Raw genomic sequence first — 12,458 nt, 5'->3', positions numbered from 1 at the left:
GTCTGGCATCCGTGATGTCAAACGCAAGACTTCCGTCCCCCGGAGGGGAAGAAATTACTTGATGTCTGCCAGTTCGGCGACGTCAAATTTGAGCGCCGGGCTCATCGTCAGAGAGAGCGCAGCGTTCTTGATGTAGCGGCCTTTGGAAGAAGCCGGCTTCTGCTTGTTGATCGCTGCGACGAACGCTTTGACGTTCTCCGCGATCTTGTCAGCGTCGAAGCTTGCTTTACCGATACCGGCGTGGATGTTACCTTTTTTGTCAACACGGAAAGCGACCTGGCCGCCTTTGACGTTTTTGACTGCGGTAGCGACGTCCGGTGTTACCGTACCCGTTTTCGGGTTCGGCATCAGGCCTTTTGGCCCGAGGATACGACCGATCTTACCGACGACACCCATACAGTCCGGTGCAGCGACAACAACGTCAAACGGCATGTTGCCCGCCTGGATCATCTCAACGAGTTCATCCGTACCGACGATATCAGCACCGGCTTCTTTTGCCTCGTCGATTTTCGCACCTTTGGCGAAAACGGCAACGCGAACTTTTTTACCTGTACCGTGAGGAAGCACAACGGCACCGCGGACCATCTGGTCAGCGTGGCGCGGGTCAACACCCAGGTTCATCGCGATTTCAACCGTTTCATCAAATTTCGCAGACTGCAGTTCTTTGACGAACGCTGCCGCTTCAACGACGCTGTACTGTTTCGCTGCGTCGATTTTTTCATTCAGCTGCTTATAACGCTTGCTAGCCATTTTATTCTCCTGAATTTATTCTGCCGCAGTTTTTTTCTATCTTTGCGGTCGAAGATAGTTCGATTGGTTACAGTTACTCTGTAATTTCGAGGCCCATCGCACGAGCGGAACCGGCAAGAATCTTTGCTGCCTGCTCTTCGTCGTCGGTGTTAAGGTCGGCGATTTTCATCTTGACGACTTCCATCAGCTGTGCCTTAGTGATCTTGGCGACTTTGTTTTTCAGCGGGTTGTCAGAACCCTTCTTGATGCCGGCTGCTTTCATCAGCAGTGCAGATGCCGGCGGCTGTTTTGTGATAAAAGAGAAGCTTCTGTCGTTGTAGACCGTAATAATGGTCGGAACTTTGAAGCCCGCTTTGTCTTTTGTCTTCTCATTGAATGCTTTACAGAATTCCATGATGTTGACGCCGCGCTGACCCAGCGCAGGACCGACCGGAGGTGCCGGGTTGGCAGCGCCGGCTTGAATTTGCAACTTGATATAACCCATGACTTTCTTTGCCATTGTGCTTCCTTTTCCTTTGTAAGATTAAATAATTTTTTCGACCTGGGTGTACGAAATGTCCACCGGGGTGCTGCGCCCAAAGATCGAAACGTTCAGTTTGAGCGTACCGTGCTCGAGGTCGTACTCGTCGACCGTGCCCGTAAAGTTCGCGAACGGACCGTCGATGATACGAACCATCTCGCCGTTTTCGAAGTAGACCTTCGGTTTCGGCGCCGCGCGGTTCTCGACGCGGTCGAGGATCGTGTTAATGTCGTTTTCGCTCAGCGGCGTCGGGTGGTTGGCCTCACCGATGAAACCGGAAACGCGCGGCAGTGACTGGATCAGGTGCTGCGTAGGCGTATCAAGATCGACATTGATAAAAACGTAACCGGAATAGAGGGAACGTTCACTGATCTTTTTCTTTCCGTCTTTGACCTCGATGACGTCTTCCGTCGGGACGACGACCTCTTTGATCTTCTCGGCAAGGTTGTGCTCGTCGACAAGGTTGAGGATCGCGTTTTTAACGCTGCGTTCACTGCCTGCGTAGGTCTGGATAGAATACCATTGATGTGCCATATGTTCTCCCTTAGCCCAAAATCGCTGACAGTGATGAAGACATGATCAGGTCTACAAGTGCCAAAAAGATCGAAACGAAAGCAACAACCACCACGACGGCGATGAACGCCTGTTTCACCTGCGCTTTAGTCGGGAAAATGACTTTAGAGAGCTCGATGCGGGCGTTTCTGACATAACTGTTAAGTGTTGATTTCATTTCTATTCCTCTTGCGCACCTCGAAGAACCTGACGCGGAGATTTTTCGAGGTACCCATTGACATTCGCGATAACTGAAGCCCCTAGGCTGCATTGATCAGGAATGTGGCAGGCGAAGAGGGACTCGAACCCCCAACCATCGGATTTGGAATCCGGCGCTCTACCATTGGAGCTATTCGCCTATGATTCTCCCGAGCGGGAGAACAACTTACAGTTTTGCTTCTTTGTGAACCGTATGTTCGCGGCAGAACTTGCAGTATTTGCGCACAGAGAACTTCTCAGTGTGTGTCTTCTTGTTTTTGCTTGTGTGGTAGTTGCGACGTGTGCACTTCTCACAAGCGAGGTGGATATTTTCACGCATGGTTTCTTCCTAGTTTGCGAATCGGGTAACCCGATTACGCAAGGATTTTTGAAACGACGCCGGCGCCGACTGTACGGCCACCTTCGCGAATCGCGAAGCGTGTACCTTCTTCCATCGCGATCGGAGCGATAAGCTCAGCGACGATGGCAACGTTGTCACCCGGCATAACCATCTCTGTACCTTCCGGCAGAGTGATCGCACCAGTAACGTCTGTTGTACGGACGTAGAACTGCGGGCGGTAACCGTTGAAGAACGGAGTATGGCGGCCACCTTCCTCTTTGGAGAGGATGTAGACTTCTGCTTCGAACTTAGTGTGCGGCGTGATTGAACCCGGCTTACAGAGAACCTGGCCACGCTCAACAGCTTCTTTTGCGATACCGCGGAGGAGGACACCACAGTTGTCACCCGCAACACCACAATCCATCTCTTTACGGAACATCTCAACACCAGTAACCGTAGTTGTCTGAGTGTCTTTGATACCGACGATTTCGATCGTCTCACCGACACAGACCTGACCGCGTTCAACACGACCAGTAACAACTGTACCACGACCGGAGATAGAGAATACGTCCTCAACCGGCATCAGGAAGTCTTTGTCAGTTTCGCGAGTCGGTTCCGGGATGTACGCGTCAACTTCAGCCATCAGTTTCAGGATCTTGTCAGACCATTCACCGAGTGTGCCGGATTTCGCTTCTTCCAGTGCTTTCAGTGCAGAACCTGCAACGATCGGAGTGTCGTCACCCGGGAACTCGTACTGATCGAGCAGTTCGCGGATTTCCATCTCGACGAGCTCAAGGAGTTCTTCATCGTCAACCATGTCTTCTTTGTTCATGAAGACAACGATGTACGGAACACCGACCTGGCGAGAAAGGAGGATGTGCTCGCGAGTCTGCGGCATCGGGCCGTCAGCAGCGGAAACAACGAGGATCGCGCCGTCCATCTGCGCAGCACCTGTAATCATGTTTTTAACGTAGTCGGCGTGGCCCGGACAGTCAACGTGCGCATAGTGGCGGTTTTCTGTTTCGTATTCAACGTGAGACGTTGCGATCGTAATACCGCGCTCGCGCTCTTCCGGAGCGTTGTCGATCTGATCGTAGTCCATCAGCGCTGCGTTCCCCTGAACTGCGAGTACCGCCGTGATTGCTGCTGTCAGTGTAGTTTTACCGTGGTCAACGTGACCGATGGTACCGATGTTAACGTGCGGTTTCGTACGTTCAAATTTTTCTTTTGCCATTGTGTCCTCCGACTTTAAGAATTAATGGAAACGGAATTATACCAGATAAAGCGTACAAAATAGCTTTTTAGGCTCCAATTATTACTCTGGCATTACAGGGAAACGTACCCAAACGTTCCGTGGAGCCCAGTAGCAGAATTGAACTGCCGACCTCTTCCTTACCAAGGAAGTGCTCTACCTCTGAGCTAACTGGGCATGTAATCGATAAAGTAATAATGGGAAACTAAAAACTATTTATGTAGTTGTGAAGTAGTAAACAACTTATACTACAGCTCCCAGTGGAGCGGGAAACGAGACTCGAACTCGCGACCCTCAGCTTGGAAGGCTGACGCTCTAGCCAACTGAGCTATTCCCGCAATGGTGGTGAGAGGAGGATTCGAACCTCCGAAGGTAAAAACCAGCAGATTTACAGTCTGCCCTCGTTGGCCACTTGAGTATCTCACCACGGCCTGTTAAATCTGGTCTAACACTGTTTCTAAATGAAAATTCAATTTCGAAATGGTGCCGGCACGAGAAGTCGAATCCCGGGCCTACTGATTACAAATCAGTTGCTCTACCAGCTGAGCTATGCCGGCGTATTTGAAATTGAGCCAGAATTATAGTCGATTACACCCGCAATGTCAAGACTAAATTGAAAAAATTTTGTACAATATGCAAAAAAGAGATTTCAGCATGATTTTCACCCTTTTCTCCCCCTCCGAAGGCAAACGCAGCGGCGGCAATTCCGAAGCCATTCACGAGGAGACGCTCCTCTTCGGTCTCGCCTCCCGCGAAGAGATTCTTGACTCCTATAACCAGTTGGTGAACGGTCAGGACCAGGATGCCGTACTCGCCCTGTTCGGCCTGAAAAAAGCCGAGGACGCCCGGGCCTATATCGCCGACCTCTACAGCGCACCGACCATGCCCGCCGTTGAACGCTACGACGGCGTCGCCTACGACTACCTCGATTACCCCTCCCTCGACACGGAAGCGAGCGCCTATCTGCAGGAACGGCTCGTCATCTTCTCCAACCTCTTCGGCCCGCTGCGCGGCGGCGACCTCATCCCCACCTATAAAGTAAAGCAGGGCAACACGGTCGGCGACATCGCGCCCGAACGCTATTATAAGGATGCGTTTAACGCCGCGCTCGACGCCCTGATCGGCGACGGCGAGATCCTCGACCTGCGGGCAGGCTACTACGACAAGTTCTTCAAACCCTCCCGGCCGGTCACAACGATGAAGTTCATGAAAGAGGGGAAAGTGGTGAGCCACTGGGCGAAGGCGTACCGCGGCATCGTACTGCGCCACCTCTCTCAGCAGCGCTATGAGACAGTTGATGCCCTGCTCGCTTCGCAGATCCCCGGCCTCGCCTGCCGGGAGATTCTGGAGAAAAAGGGCAAGCGCGAAGCGGTCTTCGATATCCTATAAGTCATAACGGCTCCCGAGCAAAAGCCCGGCTGCCTACGCTAACGCTATGTTTTGTCCTCACTGCGTTGCGAAATTCCGCTTCGCTGCATCCTCGGCGGAGAGCCCGCACTCCGAGAGCACTTCTTGCAAGGCGTGCACAGATAAACCGTGCTAAGGCATGGTAAAATTCGGTTATGCAAACACTCACAGAGATCGAAAACATCCTCCGGGAAAAACCGGCGGTCATGCTCTATTTCAGCGCACCGACCTGCAACGTCTGCCACGCCCTCAAGCCCAAACTCGTCGACGCGATCGAAACCAACTTCGACGCCGTCGAGATCGTCAGTATCGATATCTCCGAATCCCCCGAGATCGCTTCGCACTACAGCGTCTTCGCGATCCCGACCCTCCTCGTCTTTCTCGACGGCCGGGAGTTCCTGCGCAAAAGCCGCCATATGAGCGTCGGCGAGGTCGTCGAAGCGATCCGCCGCCCCTACGAGATCATGTTCTCCTAGGCGCCGCTAGCGCGAAAAGCTGAACCCGATCGAAAACTTCGTCACGTAGTTGTTGTAGTCGATAAGGCTCTCGCCGTAGCCGGTGAAGGCTTTCAGACACCAGAAGACGTTCTCGCGGTGCGAGAGCGGATAGGTCCAGATCAGCTGCTGCGCTCCCTTGCCCGTCACGAAATTGTGCCGCAGCAGAAGACTTGTCATGCTTTTACCGTAGGGCAGTACCAGGCGCACCGAGCCGTACCCAAGGTAATCGGTCAGGTCCGGGTTGTCATCCTCTTCGCTCTCTTTGAAACGGTACCAGAACTTCAGCGCCGTAAAGAGGCTGCCCGTCTGGAAAACGGCCTCCGTCCAGGCGTAGTTCCACGAACGCGAACGGTTGCGCAGATAGGGGGTAAGGGCACCGGGGTTGCTGACGTTGATATCGCCGAGGTCCTGCTGGGTAATGTTCCCCTGTCCGTTGGACTGGTGGGCAAACCCGACTGCGACCGACTTGATCGGCACTTTGTGCGACGCCGTCGGAAAGGTGACAAAGAGTTCGGGCTGGTAGTTCGTCTCCCGGAAGGGCGCAGAGCCGGCATAGACCTGCCAGAAAGAGCGCTGGGTGTAGGCAGCCGAATAGGTCTCGTTCAGGCCGAATAGGTTGGGAAGGAAGTCGAGGCGGAAGCTCAACTGCAGTTCCGCTTCGATGTTCTTGTAATGGTCCGAAGGCACATAGCTGTCATACACGCCTTCACGGTATCCGAAAGGAAGCAGGTAGTTCTCGTGAAAGGTCTTCAGGCCGAAATCGGCAATGATGCTTTTGCGGATCGTCTCGGCGGTCTCGTTGTCCTCGACCGGGTCGAGTTCGCGGTAGGTCGAAAGCAGCCGTTTGTTCTCCCGGTGCAGTGAGGAGTCTGCCGCCGCCTCGAAGTAGCGCCGCGCCGAACGGCGGTACCATCTGTCCGCCTTGGCGCGGTCGGCGTCGACCCCCTCCCCTTTTTCGTACATCCTGGCAAGCATGTAGGCCGCGTCTTCATCCTCTGTCGCCTCGTACGCGGCCTTGAAAATCTCGAACGCTGTGGGGTAGTCTCCCTGACGGTAATGCTCCATCCCCGTCTCGAACTGGCTCTCCGCCATTGCCCCCAGACAGAGCAGGAGCAGTCCCAGCAACACCCGTCCCATGCGCTCACTCCCCAGCCGGCAAAAATGCCAGCAGCGCCGCCGTCACGGCGACATTGAGCGATTCGACCCCCCGCTGCATCGGGATAGCCAACCGTGCATTGCAGCGTGCCGCCACGGCGTCGCTCATTCCCTCGCTCTCATTGCCCAGCACGAAGACCGTCTTCGCCGGCACGGCAAGGGTGTGCAGCGTCGCGTCGGCGTGGGAGGAGAGGCCAAAAATACTCCACCCCTGCGCCTGCAGTGTCTCCAGGATCTCCGGGAGCGTATCGCAGTAGTAGATCGGCAGCTTGAAAAGCGTCCCTGCGCTCGCTTTCATGACCAGGGGAGAGAGTTTGGCGCTGCCCTGTTTGGGCAGCAGGATCCCGTCGATGTTCCCGGCCGCCGCCGAACGGATGATCATCCCGAGGTTCTGCGGGTTGTGGATGCCGTCGAGTGCCAGAAGCCGGCCGCTTGACGCAGGCGATTCCAGCAGCGCTTCTGCGCTTTGATAGGACGGCGCAATGACATCGAGGGCGACCCCCTGATCCTGTTTCGCATTCCGTGATATGCGCGACAGCGCCGCTTTGGAGTGGTACTTGATCTCCACATCCCGTGCACGGGCTTTGGCGGTGATACGGTCGATCACCCCCTCTTGCTGGTTCGACTCGGCCAGGTGGAGCGCATGGATCTCGACCGCGTTATCATCCAGGACCTCCTCCACGGCATTGCGGCCGTAAAGGGTGATCATCCCCTCGAAAAAACGCTTCTTCTTTTGGTAGCTTGCGGAATCTTTCATAGCCGTTATTATACCCATCGGGACTGAACCCGGTTGATTTGTAACAGATCAGGCACTATAATGTTGCAACTCCCCCGAGGTTTTTCCGCATGGTTCGTTTGGCATCCCTTCTGTTACTCCCCGCCCTTGGCCTGCACGCAGCGCTCCTGCAAAGCAGTACCGTCCCCTGCGACGTGCCCTACTTCACGGCCGATATCGGCGGCTGCGAACTGATCTATACGGAGGGGAACCTCCCCGTTGCCCGGGAAGCAGCCGCGGTCGAGAACGTCCTGCTGCCGCAGTATGACAAACTCTACGGCTACACGATGGACGAGACGCTCTATGTCGGCCTGCTCTCCAGCCACAACCAGATCGCCAACGGCTTCTCCACCCCCTATCCCCTCAACCGCCAGATCAACTACGGCGGCGGGGCGCTGATGATCGACTATTTCAGCACGACCTCCTGGCTGAACACCCTGCTCTACCACGAAAGCGCGCATAACTATCAGATGAACGTCAAGGACAACCCCGTCTCCAGCACGCTGCACACCGTCTTCGGCAACGGCTTCGTCCTGCTGCCCTGGTTCACCCTGCCCAACATCGTTGAAAGCAGCTTTCTGCTCGAAGGAAATGCCGTTCTTAACGAATCCTGGCACGGCAACGGGGGACGGCTCTACAGCGGCCGGTTCAAGGCCGCGACCCTGCAGCAGGCAAAGGCGGGTCTCCTGACGCCCGAACGGGTCTACAATGCCAATTACGACTTCCTCTACGGCTCGCATTTCTACACCCTCGGGGGGTTTTACCAGTACGACCTGGCCAGTACCTTCGGGATGGCAGATGTCAACGCCTACTGGCGGCTGCATTCGTATAACTGGTTCTGGCCCTTCTTCACGAATCGCACGACAAGGCGCAGCATCGGATACGATTTTGAAACGGCCCTGCAGACCTGGGCGGACAAGATGGCATCGGAAGCGGAAGCGATGCAGGATGTTGAAGGAAAGCCCCTAGCCGCCACCCAGTTCTACACATCGATCAACAGCGACAACGATGCCGTCTACTTCACCGTCAACGCGACCGGCAGAAGCTTCCCCGAGCTGGTCGTCTACGACAAAAAAAGCGGCAGGCTCAGCCGGGAAAGCGGCAGCTACCGCGCCGGAAAAGTCGTCAGAACCCCCGAAGGACGCTACGCGACCCAGAGCAGCGCCTACACCTCTCCGCTGCGCATCGAGGCCGGACTCTATACGGAAGGTGCCCACCTCGTTGACGGCACGGCCGGCCGCGTCATCGAAGGGTACCTCCGCGACGGCACCCCCGTCTACTTCGACGTGCCCGCCTCCTTCGACCAGCCGCAGCTCTATGTCGGCGACAGCTTTTATGCCCGCACCAACTCCTCCGTCTTTATCGACGGCGGGGACAACCTCTACTACTTCGTGCAGGGCGAAGGCAAAACGCGCACCCTCTACAGGAACAAAACCCCGCTCTTCTCCCTCCGGGGCTACTACGGGAACGTCAGCGGCGTCGACGGCCGCGGCCGCGTCTACTTCATTGCCAATACGCCGCACGGTTCCGGACTGTTCCGCTACGATAACGGCAAAATCACGCGGGCGCATCCCGCCGACACCATCTTCGAGGCGCGCCTCATCGACGATACCCATGCCCTGGCGGCCGTGATGGGCGCGGATGCCTATACCTACCAAAAGATACCCCTCGAAACGATCGACGAGACACCCTACGAGGTCACCCTCTTCTTCGAGCACGCGGGGGAGAAGCCTCCGGAAACGAATGCATCGGCGGAGGCTCTCGACCTCGAACACCCCTACCACTCGCCCCTTGAGCTGCACTACAGCGGCACGGACGTCGCTCTGGGCAGCGACAGCGACGCGGGCGTGCTCTTTGACCTCTCCCTCAACTTCGCCGACCCGCTGACGCGTAACCTCCTCTCCGCGTTCGTCACCCGGAATGTCGATGAATACACACTCGGCGGGATGCGCTACGCCAACAGCGAGTACCTCCTGCAGTTCGCCGTGACTGCCTACGGTGTCATCGACGCCCCCGAGCGCAATGCCACCGAACCCTCTCCCCGTCCTTTCGGCTTCTCGGCGGAAGCGGAGCTCCCCTTTTGGCAGCGCGGCTACGCGTACGGCGCGCTGAGGGCCGCCTACTACCAGGACTACGAAGCGGACACCCGGACCCCTATCTCCCTCTCCCTTCCCCTGGCACGCAGTGAGCAGTACGGTGTCAGCATGTACCGCAACGCCTTTTACGCTTTGACCCCCTATACCGCCTTCGACCGGGGGGACACTGCTTGGGGCGGGGAAGCGGCGTTGGAACGCGACCTGAGCCACGAGTTCTATCTCGCCCTGGGCGGGCAGTACTCGCAGAGCGACGCCGACACCGGTTTGGACGCCCGGGGGGTCAAACTCGCGACGGGCATCGCCGACAAGCTCAAAGAGAACGACCCCTCGACGGTCATTATGCCGACCCTACGCGACACGACGTATGCCAAAAGCGCGCTCAAAGCCGATGCGGAGCTGCGCAAGGTGTTCAACCTCTCCGCGTACTTCTTCACCTTCCCCGTCTCGCTCCGCCGCGAGGCCCTGCGCGCCGGGTACGCCTACTATGACCTCGAACCCTTTAACCCCTCAAGCCCGCACCTCTACACCTCCGAGACCTCGGCGGGGTTGACGCTTGACACGCTCTGGTTCAACAAACTCCCGCTGCCCATCACCGTGGACTACTATTACAGCGACTCCCCGCTGGCCTCGGACCGCCACAGTGTCCGCTTCAGCGTGGGCATCGCCTACTGACCTAATAATCCAGCGTAAACCCCAGTCCGATGTTATATCCCCGGAGCCCGTCGGCCTGGATCGTACTCACTTCGAGGAAAAAGCGCTCGATATAGTTCATCGCCTCGCTGACGTACCAGTAGCCGACCCCCCCGAGCGTACCGTAGCCGTCGAAGTGCGTCACGCGTGTAATGTCACCCCCCAGGTAACTGCCGCGCAGGTACCCCTCCAGCGTCAGGTACATTCCGTCGTAGTTCGCCAGCGCCGCCGTTTCACCGCCGATGGAAAAGGAGGTGACGTTCGTCTGGGTGGTAAACTTGCTCAGCTGCTTGGTACTGATGGCGCTTTTGGTCTCATAGAGGTCGTAGGTCAGTGTCGCGTAGGGTTTATACCCTTTCCATTCACGCCGGTACTCCAGCGCAAAAAAAACGCGGTAGGAGATGTTGGCGTTGTAGCTCTCTTTAAACAGGTCACCGACACTGTCGCCTGCGCCGTTATTGTCGCGGGCGCTGACGCCGACGCGGGAGTAAATCGCCTCGACCCCGCCGAGCATCTCGAATCCCAGCCCCGGCCGGTAGCGCAGCCCCCCGCCGATCCCGCCCGTGTAGGTGCGCAGCATGTTCGTCGCGCTCAGCGCAATATCGCCGGAGAGCGGTGTCGACGTATTGACGTCGTTGGTCAGCTTGGTTTCGCTGTACCCCACCCCGCCGATCACGAAGGCGTTCAGGTCCGGGGCGAAAGGTTCAAACTGGTAGCGCAGCGGGAGGTGGATGATGTACATGCTCGTATTGGCCCGGGTAAACTCATAGGTCCCGGAGTTGAGCCCGTCCTTGGTCGTAAAGACCATCAGGGCGTTGATGTTGGCAAGGTACGCTTTCTTTGCCGCCTCTTCGGGCGTATCCGCGCCCCACAGGACACGGCACAGCATCAAGACGGCCAGCACAACACGTGTCATCGTTCCGCTTCGCTTTTTTCGTTATTATAGCGTCATGAAGTGTCATCTCTGCAAGATCATTCTGCCCATACTCGCCCTCTTCCTGGGGCTGCTCTATGTCGGCAGCCGTTTCCTCCCGCCGCTGGCCCCCGACCACGTCACCATTGCCACCGGCACCGAAGAGGGCATCTACTTCCAAAGCGCGCTGCGCTACAAGGCGCTGCTGGCCAAACAGCATGTCACGGTCGAGATCGTTCCCACACACGGTTCGGTGGAGGCGCTGGGGCTGCTCAAAGCGAAAAAGGTCGACATCGCTTTTGTGCAGAGCGGCAGCACCGATGCGTTCAAAAGCGAGCCCTTCACCTCCCTCGCCAGCCTGTACAACGAACCGATATGGGTCTACTACTCCGCCGCCGCTGGAGAACTGCACAACCTGAGCGAGCTCAAAGGCAAACGCATTGCCGTCGGCGACGAGGGGAGCGGGACGAAGGCCCTCGCGCTCACGCTGCTCGGGGCGAACGGCATCACACCGGAGAACAGCACCTTGCTCTCCCTCGGAAACGACGCCGGGGCCCAGGCGCTTTTTGACGGTGACGCCGATGCGCTTTTTAGCATCATCGGTGCCTTCGCGCCGCTGACGAAGACGCTGCTGCTCGATCCGAAGATCAAACTGCTCGACTTCACCCGGACCCACGCTTATACCGTCCGCTACCCCTTTCTCAATGCCGTCACGCTGGACGAAGGGGTCATGGACCTTGAACACAACCTCCCCGCAACGACCAAGCATCTCATCGCCGCGACAGCGACGCTGGTCAGCCGCGACGATCTCCATCCCGATCTTATCCGGCTGGTGCTGCGCGCCGCCCAAAAGGTCCACGGCGGTGCGGGCGTCTTCCGCAAAGAGGGCGAGTTCCCCGGCACCGCCCGCCTGGAGTTCCCCATCAACGCCGATGCGGAGGTCTATCTGCGCGACGGCGAAAGCTGGCTGGAGAGCCTCTTCCCCTTCTGGATCGCCTCGATCATCAAACGGCTGATGCTGCTTTTCATTCCGGTCATCGCCCTGATGATCCCGCTGGTGAAACTCTTCCTGCCGCTCGTGACGTGGCGCAGCCGCTCCAAGATCTACCGCTGGTACAGAACGCTCAACGCGATCGAAGATGAGATGGACAGCTATGACGCGTCACAGCGGCGCGAAGCGGTCATGAAACTCGAAGAGGCGCTGCAGAAGATCCAGAAAGTCGACGTGCCGCTCTCGTATCGCCGGGAGTATTACGACCTGATCCAGCATTTCGAGCTGATCCTGGGCAAGCTCCGCGCCCATAGCTAGGAGG

At 57.2% G+C, this 12,458-nt stretch carries 13 protein-coding genes and 5 tRNA genes; 4 read left to right on the top strand and 14 right to left on the bottom strand.

The features are described from left to right. Positions 1–54: 54 nt before the first annotated feature. From rplA to LOH54_RS02035, 11 genes are all read right to left on the bottom strand, one after another. Positions 55–750 (bottom strand): 50S ribosomal protein L1, encoded by a 696-nt coding sequence (rplA, locus tag LOH54_RS02085; protein ID WP_231020115.1) that lies wholly within the window; start codon positions 748–750, stop codon positions 55–57. 73 nt (positions 751–823) lie between these two features. Beyond that, on the bottom strand, positions 824–1,249 hold the full coding sequence (gene rplK / locus LOH54_RS02080) for a 50S ribosomal protein L11 (RefSeq protein ID WP_231020113.1): 426 nt from the start codon (positions 1,247–1,249) through the stop codon (positions 824–826). Between the two features lie 24 nt (positions 1,250–1,273). Then, the gene (gene nusG, locus LOH54_RS02075) at positions 1,274–1,804 is read right to left on the bottom strand and encodes a transcription termination/antitermination protein NusG (protein WP_231020111.1); all 531 of its coding nucleotides are present in this window, start codon (positions 1,802–1,804) and stop codon (positions 1,274–1,276) included. Positions 1,805–1,814: 10 nt separating this feature from the next. Beyond that, entirely contained in the window at positions 1,815–2,000 is a 186-nt protein-coding gene (secE, locus tag LOH54_RS02070; RefSeq protein ID WP_231020109.1) for a preprotein translocase subunit SecE, read from the bottom strand. 105 nt (positions 2,001–2,105) lie between these two features. Next, a tRNA-Trp gene (locus tag LOH54_RS02065) sits at positions 2,106–2,181 on the bottom strand. A 26-nt stretch (positions 2,182–2,207) separates the two neighbouring features. Next, a complete protein-coding gene (rpmG, locus tag LOH54_RS02060; RefSeq protein WP_231020107.1) occupies positions 2,208–2,360 on the bottom strand; it encodes a 50S ribosomal protein L33 in 153 nt (50 codons plus the stop codon). Positions 2,361–2,394: 34 nt separating this feature from the next. Further along, positions 2,395–3,594 carry an elongation factor Tu gene (gene tuf, locus LOH54_RS02055; RefSeq protein WP_231020105.1) on the bottom strand — a complete coding sequence of 400 codons (1,200 nt, stop codon included), beginning with the start codon at positions 3,592–3,594 and terminating at the stop codon, positions 2,395–2,397. Positions 3,595–3,714: 120 nt separating this feature from the next. Beyond that, positions 3,715–3,789, bottom strand: a tRNA-Thr gene (locus LOH54_RS02050). Between the two features lie 84 nt (positions 3,790–3,873). Then, positions 3,874–3,950: transfer RNA gene (locus LOH54_RS02045), tRNA-Gly, on the bottom strand. 2 nt (positions 3,951–3,952) lie between these two features. Continuing rightward, positions 3,953–4,038 (bottom strand) — tRNA-Tyr (locus LOH54_RS02040). 55 nt (positions 4,039–4,093) lie between these two features. After that, positions 4,094–4,169: transfer RNA gene (locus LOH54_RS02035), tRNA-Thr, on the bottom strand. Positions 4,170–4,266: 97 nt separating this feature from the next. On the opposite strand from LOH54_RS02035, the gene LOH54_RS02030 reads away from it, so the two are divergent. Both LOH54_RS02030 and LOH54_RS02025 read left to right on the top strand, forming a co-directional pair. Then, positions 4,267–5,001 carry a YaaA family protein gene (locus LOH54_RS02030; RefSeq protein WP_231020104.1) on the top strand — a complete coding sequence of 245 codons (735 nt, stop codon included), beginning with the start codon at positions 4,267–4,269 and terminating at the stop codon, positions 4,999–5,001. Positions 5,002–5,174: 173 nt separating this feature from the next. After that, a complete protein-coding gene (locus tag LOH54_RS02025; RefSeq protein ID WP_231020102.1) occupies positions 5,175–5,495 on the top strand; it encodes a thioredoxin family protein in 321 nt (106 codons plus the stop codon). 6 nt (positions 5,496–5,501) lie between these two features. Here the strand turns inward: LOH54_RS02025 and LOH54_RS02020 are convergent, their stop codons facing one another. Both LOH54_RS02020 and LOH54_RS02015 read right to left on the bottom strand, forming a co-directional pair. After that, positions 5,502–6,653, bottom strand: a complete 1,152-nt coding sequence (locus tag LOH54_RS02020; RefSeq protein ID WP_231020100.1) for a phospholipase A — start codon at positions 6,651–6,653, stop codon at positions 5,502–5,504. 4 nt (positions 6,654–6,657) lie between these two features. Continuing rightward, a complete protein-coding gene (locus tag LOH54_RS02015; protein WP_231020099.1) occupies positions 6,658–7,428 on the bottom strand; it encodes a TrmH family RNA methyltransferase in 771 nt (256 codons plus the stop codon). A gap of 89 nt (positions 7,429–7,517) precedes the next feature. Between LOH54_RS02015 and LOH54_RS02010 the strand changes: the two genes are divergently transcribed. Beyond that, complete coding sequence (locus LOH54_RS02010; RefSeq protein ID WP_231020097.1) at positions 7,518–10,214, top strand: hypothetical protein; 2,697 nt, start codon at positions 7,518–7,520, stop codon at positions 10,212–10,214. 1 nt (position 10,215) lies between these two features. Here the strand turns inward: LOH54_RS02010 and LOH54_RS02005 are convergent, their stop codons facing one another. Next, on the bottom strand, positions 10,216–11,148 hold the full coding sequence (locus tag LOH54_RS02005) for a hypothetical protein (protein ID WP_231020095.1): 933 nt from the start codon (positions 11,146–11,148) through the stop codon (positions 10,216–10,218). A gap of 34 nt (positions 11,149–11,182) precedes the next feature. On the opposite strand from LOH54_RS02005, the gene LOH54_RS02000 reads away from it, so the two are divergent. Beyond that, positions 11,183–12,454 (top strand): TAXI family TRAP transporter solute-binding subunit, encoded by a 1,272-nt coding sequence (locus LOH54_RS02000; protein WP_231020093.1) that lies wholly within the window; start codon positions 11,183–11,185, stop codon positions 12,452–12,454. Positions 12,455–12,458 lie beyond the last annotated feature (4 nt).

It is taken from the genome of Sulfurimonas sp. HSL-3221, from assembly GCF_021044585.1.
Taxonomy (GTDB): Bacteria; Campylobacterota; Campylobacteria; order Campylobacterales; family Sulfurimonadaceae; genus Thiomicrolovo; species Thiomicrolovo sulfuroxydans.
The sequence above is the reverse complement of the archived record's forward strand: the minus strand, read 5'-3'. Positions and strand labels throughout refer to the sequence as shown.